The sequence below is a fragment of the Streptomyces sp. GQFP genome, from assembly GCF_021545335.1.
Lineage (GTDB): Bacteria > Actinomycetota > Actinomycetes > Streptomycetales > Streptomycetaceae > Streptomyces.
This window is the reverse complement of the sequence record NZ_CP089312.1, coordinates 4702950-4717983: the sequence shown is the minus strand read 5'-3', so window position 1 is coordinate 4717983 and position 15034 is coordinate 4702950. Positions and strand designations below refer to the sequence as shown.

The window sequence follows — 15034 nt, the reverse complement described above, 5'->3', positions numbered from 1 at the left end:
AACTCAGTGACCGGAGTGCCGTGCGCGATGGCCGTGGTGCCCGCGAGGACTCGTCGCCTGCTGGCCGTCCGGCGCGACGTGCGCGTCACGGAGCCCGGACAGGGTGACCGTGACGAGCCGGTCCGCCGCCGCTTCGGAAGGCAGGGCGGCAGCGGCTGTGAGGGAGTGGAGGCAGTACGTCGCGAGTTCGTCGGGTGTCACGTCGCCGCGGAAGTCACCGCTCTGTACGCCCTCGGCCAGCAGGTCCTGAACCATGCCGTGGAGCTGCTGCTGGGCTCGTACGACCCGCTCGTCCCGATGCAGGAACACCGCGAGTTCGGTGCCGTGATGGCCGCTGGACTCACGTGAGATATGGGCGAACGCCCTCAGGACCGCCTCGAGTTGTGCGGCGGCTCCATCGGTCTGGTCCCGGACCTCCGACAGGAGTCCCAGGTGCTCGGTGATCTGGCGGTCGTGCCAGGCGAGCAGGATCGCCTCGACGTCCGGGAAGTACTTGTACAGCGTTGCCCGCCCGATGCCGGCCTGCTCGGCGATCTGCGACATCGTCACGGACCGTATCCCGTGTTCGGTGGCCAGCTCCGCGGTGGTGTTCAGAATCGCGTCGCGCACCGCACGGCGGTGCGCCTCGATCGTCTCGTTCCACAGCTTCGGCACCGGCTCAGTGTACGTGGCGGCGGTGTCGGTACACCCTGCTTGTCTTCGTAGACATCGTGTCTCGTAAAATGCGAGCCGAGACCACATGCCAACGACGCCCAGTGAGGGACACATACATGGCCGACTCGCCTTCCGCCGCCGCCCTCCTCGTGGCGTTCGTGGTCATGCACGCGCTCGGCGGCGGCATGGGCAACCACTGATCGCGATGACCATGCACCCTCGCCTCCGCAAGATCGCGCTCACCGCGCACGTCACCTCGTCGGTCGGCTGGCTCGGTGCCGTCGCCGTCTTCCTCGCCCTCGCCGTCGCGGGTCTGACCAGTCAGAGCGCCCAGACCGTGCGCGGCGCCTATCTCGCCATGGAGCTGACCGGCTGGCTCGTCCTGGTCCCGTCAAGCCTCGTCTCTCTGCTCACCGGGCTCGCCAGGCGCTGGGGACCGCGTGGGGGCTGTTCCGGCACTACTGGGTCCTGTTCAAACTGCTGATCAACATCGTCGCCACCGTCCTGCTGCTCGTGCACATGCATGTGATCGCCCAGGTCGCCGACGCCGCGGCCGAGGCCGGTCTGTCCAGTGGTGATCACTTCGGGATGAGGGTCCAACTACTGGCCGATGCCGCCGCTGCTCTGCTGGTGCTGCTCGTGGCCGTGGCGCTCTCGGTGTTCAAGCCGAGAGGGCTGACCCGCTACGGATGGCGCAAGCAGCAGGAGTCGCGAGTGGGGGAGCGTTCGGCGGCCCGGGGTGACCAGGCGGCCGGTCTGGGTGTCCGTCGGTAACGGCCGCGAGGGCTGGAGCTTTTCACGAGGCGAGGAGCGCGAGCTCGGTGAAGGTCTTTCCGCCGTCGAGGGATTCGTACACGGCGGTCTGTGTCGCGGCGAGAACGTGCTCGGCGTCGACCGCGGTCAGGGCCTGGGGCTGTCCGCCCGGCACGGTTGCGAGCTGCTTCCACGTCTTGCCGCCATCCGCGCTGCTGCTCAGCATCCCGGACGGGTCGATGCCGAACAGGGACTTTTCCGCGGGCCAGGACAGGAATGCTTGGACCGGCTCAGCACCCTTGCCGAAGGTGTGCCCGCCGTCGGTGCTGGCAACGACGCCGTCGGCCGTGGTGGCCAGCAGCTTGTCCCCGGCCGGGCTCACCGCGAGGTCGAGTGCGTCGAGCGTGGCCCGGTCGTCCCAGCTCTTGAGGTCGCTGCTGACCCGGACCCGGCCGGCCTCGTATCCGTAGACGGTCCCCTCGGCCGAGTCCAGTGAATGGAAGTCGGCCTCCCCGGAAAGTGACCGGGACGTCCATGAGCGGCCCGCGTCCTTGGTCTCGATGAGGCCGACGTTCCCCGGACGGTCGCTGCCCTCGGCGCCGTGCCCGCTGGCGATGAACGTGTTCTCGCCGGTCACGGTGAAGCCCATGAAGTCGTCTTCGCCGTCGCCGACGAGCTTCGGCTTCCCGCCCTTGGTCACGGTGTAGACGCCGGTGTGGGTGGCGACGTACACGCGTCCGTCGGCGGGATCGACGCCCAGACCGTGCACGGGAGAGCAGTCCCGACGAGTCCGAAGTATCTACCGCCGTGTTCGTGCCCGCAGAGCCGCCGCCGCACGCGGAGAGGGCCAGCAGGGAGGCGATCGAGGCGCCCACGACGGCGAGCAGCTTACGGACGGCCGGGCGTGCGGTCACTGAAATTCCTTGCGAGATACGGGTGTTGGTGCTCAGGGCCGGGACGCGGCGAAGAACGGTATGGAGTCCAAGGGGACGATCTCGATGTTCTTGCCGGTGCGCGGCGCGTGGATGGCCTTGCCGTCGCCGACGTACATGCCATTGTGCTGGGTGTCGTTGTACCAGTAGATGATGTCGCCCGGCTGAAGGTCCGACTTGGACACCTTCCGGCCGGCGTCGTACATCTGCTGGACGGTACGGGGCAGGGAGACGCCCGCCGAGCGCCAGGCCGCTCCCACGAGTCCTGAGCAGTCGTAGGAGTTGGGGCCGGTCGAACCCCACTCGTACGGCTTGCCGAGCTGGGCGTACGCGAACTCGATGGCGGTCTTGGCGCGACCGCTGGCGGGGCCGTCGTAGGAGGCGGAGGAGTCGCTGGCGCCCGCGGAGGCGTCGTCGCGCTCCTGCGCGGCCTCCATCCTGGCGCGCTGCTCGGCGGTCAGACTGTTCAGGAGCTTGCGGGCCTCCGTGAGCTTGCTCTGGACCTCGTCCTTCTTCGCGGCGGCCTTGGCGCGCGTCTCATCGAGGGACTTCAGACGCTTCTGGGCGTCCTCCCGCTCCTGGGTGAGTTCGCGCTGCTTGGCCTGCATCGCCCGCAGGGCGCCGGCCTGCCGGCTGCTCGTACGGTCGAGCATCTCGGCCTGGTCGAGGTAGTTGTCCGGGTCGCCGGACAGGAACAGCTGCACACTCGGGTCGATGCCGCCGCTGCGGTACTGCGCTGCGGCCAACGGGCCTATCTTCTCCCGCAGTTCGTTGACCTCCTGCTGCTTGCGGGCCAGCCGGTCCCGCGCGCCGTCCACCTCGCGCTGCAGCTTCTCCTGCTTCTCGCTGACGGCGTTGAACTCCTCCGTGGGAGCCTCGGCCTCCTCGTAGAGCTGCTCCACCTGCTTGCGCACCTCGTCCACCGTCGGCTTGGGGGCCGCCTGGCTCTGCGTCGGCAGGAGGCTGACGGCGCCGGCGGCCATGCCGAGGGCGGCTATCCGGGCACGGCTGGGTGGCTTCGGCCGACGGTGGGTTCCCATCGTGGGGTGACTCCTCTGCGCGGTCTGTGTACCAGGCGACGGGCTGTGGCGGCCGTCGTACCGGCGCACAGTGCGCCGACCCGTCAAGCAAGATAAAACTTAGTAGCTTAGTAGTTTGTATCGCAAGCGAGTCCGAGTCGCAGGTGTCTCACGCGAAACCGGTCAGCCGAGCGCGGGCGGGCAGGCAACCAGCAGCGGCAACAACGGAATCGCCATGGCCACGGCGGCGACGCAACCCCACAGGGCCGGATGGGGCGCCTTGCGCGGACCGAGAACTCGCTTCACGCGGATGAGGACGGTGTGGCCACCCGCGGCGAACGCGCCCTTGGGGGCACGGGTCGCCGCCATCTCGTACATCGCTGTGGCCAGCACCTCGTCGGAGTGACGGCGCAGGGCACGGTCGTCCGCGATCATCTCCAGCAGCAGCGCCGTCTGCTCCCGGGCGTGGCGGGCGAGCGGGAGCCGGCGGAACACCGAGTGGAAGGTCTCCACGGCGGCCAGGACCAGGTGATGGCGGCCCGCGATGTGCGCCTGCTCGTGCGCCAGTACGGCGCCGAGCTGATCCGGTGTGAGCTGACGCACGGTGGCATCACTGATCACGATCCGGGGGTGACGGCCGGGCAGGCAGTACGCGGCGGGGATGTCATACGGCAGGACGGTGGCGCACAGGCGGGTTGAGTGGCGGCCCACCAGGTCGAGGGCCTCGCGGTGCCGCGTGCGCGCCCGCCGGGCCCGGACGACGTGGAAGACGAAGCCGGCCGCCAGAGCGATCCCGACGGCGGCGGGCACGCCGACAGCCAGCCGGTCCGCCGTGTCGGGGTCGGGCCTGCCCGCACCGACATCGAGCCCGCAGGAGTGCAGCAGGCCGACCAGGCCGACGTGCAGGTGCTCGGTAGGCATGGCGAGGTTGTACGCGAAGAGCGCCGCCCCGATCGAGAACGAGACCGCAAGTGCGTGCCACACCGCCGCCGCCAGGGCCGGAGCCCGGTACGGCCAGCTGCTGCGCAGCATCAGCTGCGGAGCGACGAAACCCACCGCGACCGTGTAACCGGCCAGGACTGGGGCCGCGTTCACGACTTCGCCTGTCGTCCGACGTTCCGCAGGGCCCTGCGCAGGGCGGCCACCTCTTCCTCGGACATGCGCTCGACGAAGTGGACCAGCGCGGCCGGACGGTCCTTGCTGGCTCCCAGGCCGACCTCCATGAGCGCGGCGGCATACGCCTCGCGGCTGCGGACCGGCGTGTACAGCCAGGCCCGCCCCTGCTTGCCGCGCAGCAGCCAGCCCTTGGTGTACAGGATGTTGGTGACGGTCATCACCGTCGTGTACGCGACGGGGCGGGTCTTGTTGATGTCGTCGACGACCTCACGCACCGTGGCCGGACGGTTCCACGTCCAGAGGCGATCCATGATCTCCGCCTCAAGCTCCCCCAGCCGTCGCATGGACCTGACTCCCTTTCGCCACCGAATGCGCAAGCGAATACGCAGATCCATAGTAGACGGCTGGTCTGCCGGAATCCCTTGGCGGCGGAGGTGCACACCTGCTCGGCCGGTTCGTAGCCCGCCTCGCGTACGTCCGAGACGCAGGGGATCAACGGCCTGTGCCTACGATGGCGCCGTGACGCGCCGCGTACAGCTCGCCCCTTCACCGCAATCGCTCTTGCGGTCCTGTGGGTTGCTCGTGGGCGCTCTGCTGCTGGGCCTGCTCGGTATGCACGGTCTCGGACCGGTGCCGGAGCTCGCGGCTGCCCACGGGCACGACCGGACGGTGGCGTCCGCGGGCATGGGTATGGGCATGGGCATGGGTGCCACGGTGTCCAAGTCCGCCGGCTGCGATCACGGCGGCGACTGCCAGGGCCACACGAACCACGCGGATCCGACCTGTGCCTCCGCGTCGGTGACCGGGGCACCCGGTGTCGTGCCCGAGCTGCTGCCCGATGTGGTGGCCTGCGCCGGAGTGCCCCTCGTGGTCACTTCTCCGGGCGGCAGCGGCCCCGACGGCGGCCGGGCGCCGCCTTCACTCTCCGAACTCCAGCTCCTGCGGATCTAGAGCGGCCCGCGTGACGCCGCATGCCCATGAGGGCGCGGCGCCACGTATCGGCATGCCCTTCGCAGATCCGACCCCAGGAGTTCAACCATGACCGCACACCGCAAGCTCATCCGCCGTACCGCCCTCACCGCCACCGCCGGAATGGCCGCCCTCGTGCTCACCGCCTGTGGCGGCGGAGGGCACGACATGGGATCCATGGGTTCCGACTCCAGCCCCTCCGCACCCGCACCCGCACCCGCGTCCGCCTCGGCCGAGGCCGGCGAGCACAACGACGCCGACGTCGACTTCGCCACGGAGATGATCCAGCACCACCGCCAGGCCGTCGAGATGGCCGAGCTGGCCGCCGACCGTGCCTCGTCGCAGGAGGTCAAGGACCTCGCCACGAAGATCAAGGGGGAGCAGGACCCGGAGATCAAGACGATGTCCGGCTGGCTCACCTCATGGGGCGAGGAAGTTCCCGCCGACATGTCAGGCATGGAGGGCCACGACATGTCGTCCGACATGCCCGGAATGATGAGCAGCGAGGACATGGACAAGCTGGAGAAGGCATCCAGCGCCGAGTTCGACAGGATGTTCCTCGACATGATGGTCCAGCACCACGAGGGCGCCATCGAGATGGCCGAGACCGAGAAGGCCGACGGCAAGTACGGCCCCGCGACGAAGCTCGCGGACGCCGTCATCACGGCCCAGACCGCCGAGATCGAGCAGATGAACAAGATGCTCGGCAAGAGCTGACGCAGCGCCATGAATCGGTGGGCCGCCGGGGACTCACCCCGGCGGCCCACCGCTTTCGTGTTTGCCGCGAGGTTCGAGGCACCGTACCGACTGTTTGCATTTGATGAAGTACCTTTCCCGTCCCTGTGATTGGTCTCACGCGGTGGCAGGCTCAGGCGTACGTGGCTTGTTCACGCAGTGTTCCCATCGCTCAAAACGCAAGTGGCTTCTGAGGCGGGTTAGGATCACGGCGTGATTACGGCCTGGTCGCCTTCCGGTGTGCAGCGGAGCCGCTCGACAGCGGTTCTGTGGCGCGTGCTGGGCCTGGGCCTGTTCCTCTTCGGTCTGCTGTATACGCATGCCGTCAGCCCCGATACCACGGTGCGTCACGTCGCTTCCGGCGAAGGCGCCACGGTGTCCGACGTTCATTTCGAGCCCATCGCGGTCCGCGAGAAGGTTGCGATTGCCACGTCGACGGTGTCCGCGAGCGCGACGCCCGACGCTCCGTCAGGCGACCATCACGACGGTCATGGGCAGCACGGGCAGCACGGGCAGCACCATGTCGGCGGGGAGTGCGCGCTGGGGCAGCCTCCGCAGGGGCCCGGTGTGAGCGTGCCCTGCCTGTCTTCGCTGAGCTCGGAGAGCGGTGACGGCGGCCTGCCCCGGCTGGCGGACACTCGTCACGCCGCGGCCCGGGACTTCGTAGCCACGCCAGCGCATGCGGCGGACTCCGCGGTTCTGCGTATCTAGGTCAGCGCGCCTTCCTGGCGTCTGACCTCCTCCGCGTGGCGTTCTTCGGCGCGGTGCGGGGATGGTCGACGGCCGATTCCGCCATCACGCCATCCCCCCACTGATCTCTGTCCCTGCCGTGATCCTTCCGGCCGGGGCAGGGCCGCACGGAGGACTTGTGCCCCCCACGCCTGCCGCCGTCCCCATCCATATCCATATCCATGCCCACACGGCGTGTTCGCTCCGGAGGAACCGATTCGTCTGGGCCGCGCTGTACGCCCTGCTGTTCGCGATGCTGACGTGTCTCAGCGATCAGTTCCTACCGTCGGAGCAGCGTCACGGTCACTTGGCCGCCGCGTCGAGTGAAGCCCCGTCGCCCCCGGACGACTCCGAGGACGAGATCCTCGACGCATCGGGCACTCCCGACCGTTGTCACGACGCCCCTGCCGAGGCAGCCGCGTTCTCGAAGTCCTCGGCTCGTGTCTCATCGCCTGCGACCACCGACGCGGCGTCGCTGACGGACGCGGCGGACCGCCTCTCGCACGATCCCCATGGCGCCGCGCGAAGACTTCCGCCGAGCGGTGTCCGGTCCGCTCTCATCTCCCTCTGCCAGTGGCGCATATAGGCGTCGCCCTGGCAGGTCGGCCCCGGCCGGACCCGCCGCGCGCCGCGCACTCGCAGGCGCGCGAGACGAGCATCCGCACGCGTCCGCATCGAACGAGAGCGAAAGAGATGCACTCTCTGACCACGAGTGACTTCACCCCCGCCGACTCCACCCTCCCCGGGCTGGTCGGCAACACCCCTGTCCTGCGCGTATCCCAGCCCTTCTCTCCGCCCGACCGGGGCTTCTGGGCCAAGCTGGAGGGCTTCAACCCCGGCGGCATCAAGGACCGTCCCGCCCTGCACATGGTCGAACGGGCCCGCGCCCGCGGCGATTTGCGTCCGGGACGTCCGATCATCGAGTCGACCAGCGGCACGCTCGGCCTGGGCCTCGCCCTGGCCGGAATGGTCTATGGGCACCCCGTCACCCTGGTCACCGACCCGGGCCTCGAACCGTCGATGAATCGTTTGCTCACGGCCTACGGGGCCACAGTCGACATGGCGCCCGAACCGCACTCCGTCGGCGGCTGGCAGCAGGCCCGCCGCGACCGGGTCGCCGAACTGCTGACGCGGAGCCCCGACGCCTGGTGCCCCGACCAGTACAGCAACCCGGACAACGTCTCGGCCTACACCCCGCTCGCCCTCGAACTCGCCTCGCAAGTGGGCCACATCGACGTACTGGTCTGCAGCGTCGGGACGGGCGGCCACTCGGCCGGCATCTCGCGCGTCCTGCGCCAGCTGTACCCCGAGATGCGACTGGTCGGCGTGGACACCGTCGGCTCGACCATCTTCGGCCAGCCCGCCCGACCCCGCCTGATGCGCGGCCTCGGCTCCAGCATCCACCCGCGCAACGTCGCCTACGAGAACTTCAGCGAGGTGCACTGGGTGGCACCGGGCGAATCGGTCTGGGCCTGCAGGAAGTTGGCCACCTCGCACTACGCCACGGGCGGCTGGAGCGTCGGCGCGGTCGCGCTGGTCGCCGGCTGGCTCGCCCGTACGACTCCTGCCGGCACCCGGATCGTGGCGATCTTCCCCGACGGGCCTCAGCGGTACCTGGAGACGGTCTACGACGACGAATACTGCGCCAGGCACGGGCTGTTGGGCGTGACGCCCGCCCCCGAACCGGAGGTAGTGGGCAGGCCCGACGAGAAGGAAGTCACCCGCTGGACCCGCTGCACGAGGGTCAGCGACCCCCTCGCCCTGATGGCCGAGACGGCCGGCGCCGAAGGCGAGGCGGCGCGGTGAAGACGATGCTCACTCAGGTCCGCTCCTACGAACGGAGCGTCCAACTCCTCATGGTGAACCAGTTCACCATCAACCTCGGCTTCTACATGCTGATGCCGTACCTGGCCGCCCACCTATCCGGCTCCCTCGGCCTGGCCGGCTGGCTGGTCGGACTCATCCTGGGCGTACGGAACTTCAGCCAGCAGGGCATGTTCCTCATCGGCGGCACCCTGGCCGACCGACTCGGCTACAAGCCGCTGATAGTCGCCGGATGCGTGCTGCGCACGGTGGGCTTCGCCACGCTCGGTCTGGTCGACTCGGTTCCCGCGCTGCTCGCCGCCTCGGCGGCGACCGGCTTCGCGGGGGCGTTGTTCAACCCGGCCGTACGTGCCTATCTCGCCGCCGACGCGGGGGAGCGCAGGGTCGAGGCGTTCGCCCTCTTCAACGTCTTCTACCAGGCGGGCATCCTGCTCGGCCCGCTGGTGGGGATGCTGCTGACCGGCTTCGACTTCCGCATCACCTGCCTCGCCTCGGCGGCGGTCTTCGCGGTACTGAGCGTCGTACAGATCCGCTCGCTGCCCACGAGGCGGGCGGACGACGCGGAGGACGCGAAGTCCGGCGGGCGGGAGCGCGTGCTGGCCCAGTGGGGCGGGATCCTGCGCAACCGCGCGTTCCTGCTCTTCTCGACGGCCATGATCGGCTCGTACGTCCTGTCCTTCCAGGTCTACCTGGCACTGCCGCTGGAGGTACGACGCCTGGGCGGCGACGGCGAGTTCGGAACCGCGGCCGTCGCGGTGCTCTTCGCGGCTTCGGGCCTGGCCACGATCTTCGGCCAGACCCGGGTGACCGCGTGGTGCAAGGATCGGCTGGAGCCCGGACAGGCCCTGGCCTGGGGGCTGTTGAGCATGGGCGTGGCGTTCGTACCGCTGCTCGCGGCGACGGCCGTGCCCATACCGGACGAGGGGGTGGGGCGCTGGCTGCTCGCCGCCGTCCCGCCGACGCTGGCCGCGCTGCTGCTGGCGCTGGGGACGATGATCGCGTACCCCTTCGAGATGGACACGATCGTCCGCCTGTCCGGCGATCGCCTGGTCGCGACGCACTACGGCCTCTACAACACCATCTGCGGTGCCGGCATCACCTTGGGCAACCTGCTCACCGGGGCGGCCCTCGACGCCGCGCGGTCGGCGGGCATGTCCGCACTGCCCTGGCTGGCCCTGCTCGTCCTGGGACTGGCCTGCGCCGCGTCCCTCTACGGACTGCACAGGACCGGCCACCTGACCCGCGAGGCCGCTGAGCCTCAGCCGGCGGTGGTCTGACCCAGAACCCGCACCCCGAATTGGACTAGGCAACAAATGAACCCCAGGTCGCTGACCTGGGGTTTCAATATGGAGCGGGTGACGAGAATCGAACTCGCACTCTCAGCTTGGGAAGCTTGGGGCTTCTGAGGGCGATTGCTGGCCTGACCTGCGGCGGGGCGGCTACGACACCTGATTGGTCGACGACATGGTCCCCGCCGTTCCCCGTGGTTCCCCGTACGACCTGGCACGGTTCTGGCACGATCTCTTCGTGCTGTTGCCCTCATCGGGGCTCGTCTGTCGTTGTTGGTCGCCGGTGAGTGACCTCGGCAACCGGCGGACGGCCCAGCATTGATCATTGCGAACGCCCGCTTGGCCGACGGCGGCCCCCTCGACTCCGTCTGTCTGAACCTCAGCCGCCGACAGCCAGCCACGATGGCGGGCCGGCCAACCGATCAGGTGCGCGTGTGCCTCGTTGCACCCCCACCGGCCTTAGCCACGCTGTCGTGGTGCTGACCAGAGCAACCCACGACGACCGGCCGGTGACTACGATGCGGGGAGCCCTCTGGGTGGAGACCGTAGGGGGTGGAGGCGACTTAGCAATGCGAGCAGATGGAGACCTGCCAGCCCGCTCCTTGCACAAACTCAGACACAGTACGCCCGGACGTGCCAAGCTGTGCGGACTGCACACCGCACACGCGAGGGAGCGGACCTTGTCGTCTGAAGTCCACGTTTCCATTACCCCCCGAGGCATGAGCGTTCAGGAAGCATATCGGCTTTTCAGGGACGACTCACTCCTGGTGAATCGACGGTACCAGCGAAAGCTCGTATGGTCTGTAGCCGAAAAACAGCTCCTAATTGACAGCATCCTGGACGGCTACCCCATCCCCCTGATCCTTCTTGCTGAAAGGCCGGAGATTCACGGGAGCGGAAAGTACGAGATCATTGATGGCATGCAGCGCCTAGATGCCATCTTTGCCTTCATTGAGCAGAAGTTCGAGTATAAGGGCATGCATTTTGATCTGGGGCAAAGCGCTCGGGCGCGCCAGGCTGCTGAGGCTAAGGCTTTCACACCAGCTGAAACTGAAACCCTGCTCCCTGCCGCCAAGTGTGCGAATCTACTCGATTACCAACTAGCCGTTACGATCTTTCCGACCCAGACTGAGGGGCAAATCACAGACGTATTCAGTCGGATTAACTCGAATGGTCGCCAGTTGAGCGCTCAGGAAAAGCGGCAAGCTGGAATGCTCAACTCCTTTTCGGAGTTGGTGCGGACCGTTGCGAGCTCTCTGCGAGGAGATGTTTCCGATGACGTTCTGCTTCTCCATGACATGCCCAGTATCTCCATTGAGTCATCTCGCGAAAAGCAGCAGTATGGGGTTCGCGCAGAAGACACGGTATGGATCCGGCATGGCATTCTCAACGTAAAACAACTGCGGGAAGGCGACGACGAACAGATGGTGGCGGATGTTGCGGCCTCTATTTTGCTCGGAAGTCCTTTCCCTGCCAGTAAAGAAGAGTTCGATGAGATCTATGATTCGCAAAGCGAAAAACATAAGCGTGTCGAACGAACCCTTGCAGCCCACGGCAGTCGGCGACTACAAGAGGAGATCCAGTCCACGTTCTCTGTACTGACGGAGGTGATCGACTCCCAACTCCCCGGCCCGAACGGTCTCAGGAATCTGGTTCGTCCTGGGAGTGGAAACCCTATCCGGACACCGTTCTATGCCATTTTTATGGCTTTCTTTGATCTCATTGTTCGCCAGCAGAAGTCGCCCGCCGACAATGCGGCCATTGTTGCTGCCCTCAGGAATGTTGGACCTCGCCTAAAGAGTGCACGGCACTATACTTCGGCCGAGGAGCGCACTTCTAATATTGATACAATCACGGGGCTTATCCAGAGATACTTTGTGAACAGGGTGCCTCCTGTCTTTGGTCACGGGCCAGGGTTGGCTCTGGACTTCGAGAACTCGTTGCGTAGATCCAGGATTGAAACCAGTCGGTACGAGTTTAAGCAGGGGGTCCTCAGGCTAGATAACCGCAGAAAGTGGGATGACGCACTATTCCAGCGGCTAGCCGAAACCATTTGCGGAATCGCTAATGTGCAACGAGGTCACGAGGGTTATCTGTTTGTTGGGGTCGCCGACAAGGAAGCCGATGTGCAGAGAATCGAAATGCTTGATTCTGTGACCTCAATGGAAGTCGGACAACATCACGTCGTGGGCGTAGACAGGGAAGCGAAGATTCTTAAAATCTCGCTGGATGCTTACGTGCAACGCTTTGTGGCGAAACTTGCCCAGCAACCGATCAGTGAACCTTTGGCGACCCAAATTATGAGCGGTGTGGACACAATCGAATATAAAGGTCTCTCGGTTATTAGAGTCTTGATTCCCGGTCAAAGCGATCTTTCCTATTGTGGGGATCGAGTCTTCGTCAGGCAAGGTTCTTCCACGGAAGAAATCACCGAATTTAGGAAAGTCGCAGCTCTCGTGAAGGGATTCAGCTGACGATCGGGCACCTGACAGACAGGTCGGTGTAGCGGAATTGCGATGGCACTGATTTGACGCGAGTGATCATGGCCCAGCGAAGGCGGTCGCCTCAGCCGCGACGTACCCTTCTCCGGCACCAGGCCGCTGACTGTTCTGAGGGCGGCCTGGGCGTCGGCCGGGCTGGAGCGGGACGAAGGCAGGAGCGCAGGCCCGGCCGGGGGCCGGGCCGCGCGCGGGGAGCGGAGCGAGCCGCCTTGAACCAGTAGAGAAAGTTGTAACTCAGTCGGTCTGCTGGGGCTCGGTTCTGTGGCTGGTGGGGGCCTTGAAGTCGTGTGCACAGGCTGGGAGTTCGACTCCTTGGCGGTGTGTGAGGGGCAGGAAGAGCGCCGGTCGGACGGTCCAGGTGATACGAGTGTCGGCGTGGGTGATGGACACCGTGCAGGGTCTTGCGTGAAGGAGAGCTCTCCTGGTTTCGATGCGTCCGTCGTAGAGCCAGGCCCATGCCTCGTCGGAGGCGTCCGAGTCGAGTGCCGGTGAGATGGTGCGCAGCGCGATCGCAATCCATCTGTCTGCCTGGGGTGGCGAGTAGGCGTCGAAGGACGCCCGCAGTACGGGCTGCTCCGCCTCGGTCAGGTCCTCGGTCCAGCACTCGCACCAGAAGCCCCGGCGGGGCCCGTTTGTCAGCACGGAAGACCTCCCGAGCGCGTGTCCTTGAAGAGTTCCGCAGTCACCGTGTAGCCGTACTGGCTGTCGTGGACCACGACCCGGTGGGCGAGTGCGCTGACCATGCCCAGGCCCCGGCCGTGCTCCGCCTCCTGGTCCCGGTGCTCGACCTTCGGGGCCGTGCCCGTGCCCCCGTCGTCCGTGACCGACAGGGCGATCACCTGCGCCGAGACCGCGAGTGCCAGATGGAAGCTTCCGGCCTCCAATCCGCTGGCCGTGTGCAGAACCGCGTTCGTGCTCAGCTCGCTGACGATCAGTTCGGCGTCGTCGGCCATGGGGGAGTCGCGCAGGATGTCGCGGGTCCAGCGGCGGGCCCGGCTGATCTCTTCTGGGAAACCTGGGCAAGTGAGTCCCCAGACTCGTGCTGTGCTCATATACTCGTGCATACAAGTTCCTTCGTGCTGGTAGGCCGCCATGTGCAGCGGGTTCGGGCTAGACGAGTTTCACGCCGTCGTGGGCGCGGACGGCCGGCGGGGAGGTGGCGTCGAGTGCGTCCAGGACGCGGATCGCGTATGCCTCGTCGGCAAGCTCGGAGACTTCTTCGCGGGTGGCCCAGCGCAGTGCGCGGGTCTCGGTTCCGGTGGTGGGGGTGCCTTTGTCGGCCTCGCAGCGGAAGACCAGCGAGACGATCAGGCCCGTCATGTTCTTGTAGACGCCGGTGAGGGTCGCCGGAACTGCGATCTTGATGCCGGTTTCTTCGAGGACCTCGCGTTGCAGGGCTTCGGGGATGGTTTCCTCGCGTTCGAGGACGCCGCCCGGGGGTTCCCACTGGCCGTTGTCGCGACGCTGGATCAACAGAGCGCGGCCCTGGTCGTCGACGATGACTCCGGCAACGCTCACGGAGTGCGGACGGTCAGTGCTCACGTTCCTCGGCCCTCTCAGGTGGCTAGGCTCTCCACCGTAGCAACAACACTCGCCCACTCGTCTAGATATCTGAAGGAGTACTCATGACCTCACTCCCATCCGGCTTGCTCGGTGATCTCGACCCCACGAGCGATCGTGCGGTCTTCCGACAGATCGCCGACCAGCTGCGCGAGGCCATCGACCGTGGGCGGTTCACCGAGGGCGCCAAGCTGCCCTCCGAAGCTGAGCTTGTCGACCACTACGGGGTTTCCCGGATGACCGTCCGAAACTCCTTCTCTGTCCTCCAGGGGGAGGGGCTTGTGCACGCGGAGCACGGGAAGGGCGTGTTCGTACGGCCCCGGCCGCCCGTGCGGCGGCTTGCCTCCGACCGGTTCGCCCGGCGGCACAGAGAGCAGGGGAAGTCCGCGTTCATCGTCGAGGCCGACGCCGCCGGCAGTCATCCGCAGGTCGACAGTCTTGAGGTGAAGGAGGAGAAGGCCAGCCAGGACATCTCCGCTCGCCTCGGCTCGGTGCGGCGGGTGCTCGCCCGGCGGCGCCGGTATCTCCTCGACGGGAAGCCGGTCGAGTTCGCCGCCTCCTACCTCCCGCTCGACATCGCTCGCGGTACCGCGATTGCTGAACCCAACCCCGGACCCGGCGGCATCTACGCCCGGCTTGAGGAACTCGGCCACCGGCTCGACCACTTCGAGGAGGAGATCCGGGCCCGCATGCCCGCACCCGCCGAGGTCAAGACGCTGCGGCTGGCCTCCGGTGTGCCCGTGATCCACCTGATCCGTACCGCCTTCGACACCGAGGGGCGGGCCGTGGAGGTCTGCGACACCGTGATGGCGGCGGACGCGTACGTGCTGTCGTACCAGCTCCCGGCGACGTGAGCGCATGACGGGCGGTGGTGCGCGGGGCTCCTTCTCCGAACTCGTACACCCCAACAGGCGTACTCGTATAGACGAGTGGGCAAGTTGCGTGTCAGAGTG

General features: G+C 66.9%; 17 protein-coding genes. 9 read left to right on the top strand and 8 right to left on the bottom strand.

All coding sequences use genetic code 11. The annotated features are described in order from the left end of the window. Positions 1 to 3 precede the first annotated feature (3 nt). Positions 4 to 654 (bottom strand): TetR/AcrR family transcriptional regulator, encoded by a 651-nt coding sequence (locus LUX31_RS20830; protein WP_235476335.1) that lies wholly within the window; start codon positions 652 to 654, stop codon positions 4 to 6. Between the two features lie 205 nt (positions 655 to 859). Between LUX31_RS20830 and LUX31_RS20825 the strand changes: the two genes are divergently transcribed. After that, positions 860 to 1138: a hypothetical protein gene (locus tag LUX31_RS20825; protein ID WP_235476334.1), complete on the top strand. Its 279-nt coding sequence runs from the start codon at positions 860 to 862 to the stop codon at positions 1136 to 1138. A 29-nt stretch (positions 1139 to 1167) separates the two neighbouring features. Continuing rightward, on the top strand, positions 1168 to 1428 hold the full coding sequence (locus LUX31_RS20820) for a hypothetical protein (protein ID WP_235476332.1): 261 nt from the start codon (positions 1168 to 1170) through the stop codon (positions 1426 to 1428). A 22-nt stretch (positions 1429 to 1450) separates the two neighbouring features. Here the strand turns inward: LUX31_RS20820 and LUX31_RS20815 are convergent, their stop codons facing one another. The 4 genes from LUX31_RS20815 to LUX31_RS20800 form a co-directional block, all read right to left on the bottom strand. Next, positions 1451 to 2176 (bottom strand): F510_1955 family glycosylhydrolase, encoded by a 726-nt coding sequence (locus LUX31_RS20815; protein ID WP_328285678.1) that lies wholly within the window; start codon positions 2174 to 2176, stop codon positions 1451 to 1453. A 177-nt stretch (positions 2177 to 2353) separates the two neighbouring features. Beyond that, on the bottom strand, positions 2354 to 3379 hold the full coding sequence (locus tag LUX31_RS20810; RefSeq protein WP_235476331.1) for a C40 family peptidase: 1026 nt from the start codon (positions 3377 to 3379) through the stop codon (positions 2354 to 2356). Positions 3380 to 3541: 162 nt separating this feature from the next. Then, a complete protein-coding gene (locus LUX31_RS20805) occupies positions 3542 to 4453 on the bottom strand; it encodes a M56 family metallopeptidase (RefSeq protein WP_235476329.1) in 912 nt (303 codons plus the stop codon). Next, entirely contained in the window at positions 4450 to 4818 is a 369-nt protein-coding gene (locus tag LUX31_RS20800; protein ID WP_235476327.1) for a BlaI/MecI/CopY family transcriptional regulator, read from the bottom strand. The genes LUX31_RS20805 and LUX31_RS20800 overlap by 4 nt, the downstream gene beginning before the upstream one ends. Positions 4819 to 4993: 175 nt before the next feature. Here LUX31_RS20800 and LUX31_RS20795 point away from each other — a divergent pair, with 175 nt between their 5' ends. From LUX31_RS20795 to LUX31_RS20770, 6 genes are all read left to right on the top strand, one after another. Continuing rightward, complete coding sequence (locus tag LUX31_RS20795; RefSeq protein WP_235476326.1) at positions 4994 to 5425, top strand: DUF6153 family protein; 432 nt, start codon at positions 4994 to 4996, stop codon at positions 5423 to 5425. 87 nt (positions 5426 to 5512) lie between these two features. Further along, complete coding sequence (locus LUX31_RS20790; protein WP_235476324.1) at positions 5513 to 6160, top strand: DUF305 domain-containing protein; 648 nt, start codon at positions 5513 to 5515, stop codon at positions 6158 to 6160. Positions 6161 to 6391: 231 nt separating this feature from the next. Beyond that, complete coding sequence (locus LUX31_RS20785) at positions 6392 to 6889, top strand: hypothetical protein (protein ID WP_235476323.1); 498 nt, start codon at positions 6392 to 6394, stop codon at positions 6887 to 6889. A gap of 711 nt (positions 6890 to 7600) precedes the next feature. Beyond that, positions 7601 to 8713, top strand: a complete 1113-nt coding sequence (locus LUX31_RS20780; RefSeq protein WP_235476314.1) for a PLP-dependent cysteine synthase family protein — start codon at positions 7601 to 7603, stop codon at positions 8711 to 8713. Continuing rightward, positions 8710 to 10008 carry an MDR family MFS transporter gene (locus LUX31_RS20775; protein ID WP_235476312.1) on the top strand — a complete coding sequence of 433 codons (1299 nt, stop codon included), beginning with the start codon at positions 8710 to 8712 and terminating at the stop codon, positions 10006 to 10008. Before LUX31_RS20780 ends, LUX31_RS20775 begins: the two co-directional genes overlap by 4 nt. A gap of 731 nt (positions 10009 to 10739) precedes the next feature. Then, on the top strand, positions 10740 to 12494 hold the full coding sequence (locus LUX31_RS20770) for a GmrSD restriction endonuclease domain-containing protein (protein ID WP_235476311.1): 1755 nt from the start codon (positions 10740 to 10742) through the stop codon (positions 12492 to 12494). 261 nt (positions 12495 to 12755) lie between these two features. Here the strand turns inward: LUX31_RS20770 and LUX31_RS20765 are convergent, their stop codons facing one another. The 3 genes from LUX31_RS20765 to LUX31_RS20755 are packed head-to-tail and all read right to left on the bottom strand — an operon-like array spanning position 12756 to position 14039. Then, positions 12756 to 13163 carry a hypothetical protein gene (locus tag LUX31_RS20765; protein ID WP_235476308.1) on the bottom strand — a complete coding sequence of 136 codons (408 nt, stop codon included), beginning with the start codon at positions 13161 to 13163 and terminating at the stop codon, positions 12756 to 12758. Then, positions 13157 to 13585 (bottom strand): ATP-binding protein, encoded by a 429-nt coding sequence (locus LUX31_RS20760; protein ID WP_235476307.1) that lies wholly within the window; start codon positions 13583 to 13585, stop codon positions 13157 to 13159. The genes LUX31_RS20765 and LUX31_RS20760 overlap by 7 nt, the downstream gene beginning before the upstream one ends. A 46-nt stretch (positions 13586 to 13631) precedes the next feature. Then, a complete protein-coding gene (locus tag LUX31_RS20755) occupies positions 13632 to 14039 on the bottom strand; it encodes an NUDIX hydrolase (protein WP_235479993.1) in 408 nt (135 codons plus the stop codon). Positions 14040 to 14146: 107 nt separating this feature from the next. Here LUX31_RS20755 and LUX31_RS20750 point away from each other — a divergent pair, with 107 nt between their 5' ends. Further along, a complete protein-coding gene (locus LUX31_RS20750; protein WP_235476305.1) occupies positions 14147 to 14935 on the top strand; it encodes a GntR family transcriptional regulator in 789 nt (262 codons plus the stop codon). The last annotated feature ends 99 nt before the right edge of the window (positions 14936 to 15034 follow it).

Bases quoted from the DNA above. Each gene is read 5' to 3' on its own strand.
- LUX31_RS20825 (WP_235476334.1), top strand. From the start codon at position 860: ATGACCATGCACCCTCGCCTCCGCAAGATCGCGCTCACCGCGCACGTC.
- LUX31_RS20810 (WP_235476331.1), bottom strand. From the start codon at position 3,379: ATGGGAACCCACCGTCGGCCGAAGCCACCCAGCCGTGCCCGGATAGCC.
- LUX31_RS20800 (WP_235476327.1), bottom strand. From the start codon at position 4,818: ATGCGACGGCTGGGGGAGCTTGAGGCGGAGATCATGGATCGCCTCTGG.
- LUX31_RS20790 (WP_235476324.1), top strand. From the start codon at position 5,513: ATGACCGCACACCGCAAGCTCATCCGCCGTACCGCCCTCACCGCCACC.
- LUX31_RS20780 (WP_235476314.1), top strand. From the start codon at position 7,601: ATGCACTCTCTGACCACGAGTGACTTCACCCCCGCCGACTCCACCCTC.
- LUX31_RS20770 (WP_235476311.1), top strand. From the start codon at position 10,740: ATGAGCGTTCAGGAAGCATATCGGCTTTTCAGGGACGACTCACTCCTG.
- LUX31_RS20760 (WP_235476307.1), bottom strand. From the start codon at position 13,585: ATGCACGAGTATATGAGCACAGCACGAGTCTGGGGACTCACTTGCCCA.
- LUX31_RS20750 (WP_235476305.1), top strand. From the start codon at position 14,147: ATGACCTCACTCCCATCCGGCTTGCTCGGTGATCTCGACCCCACGAGC.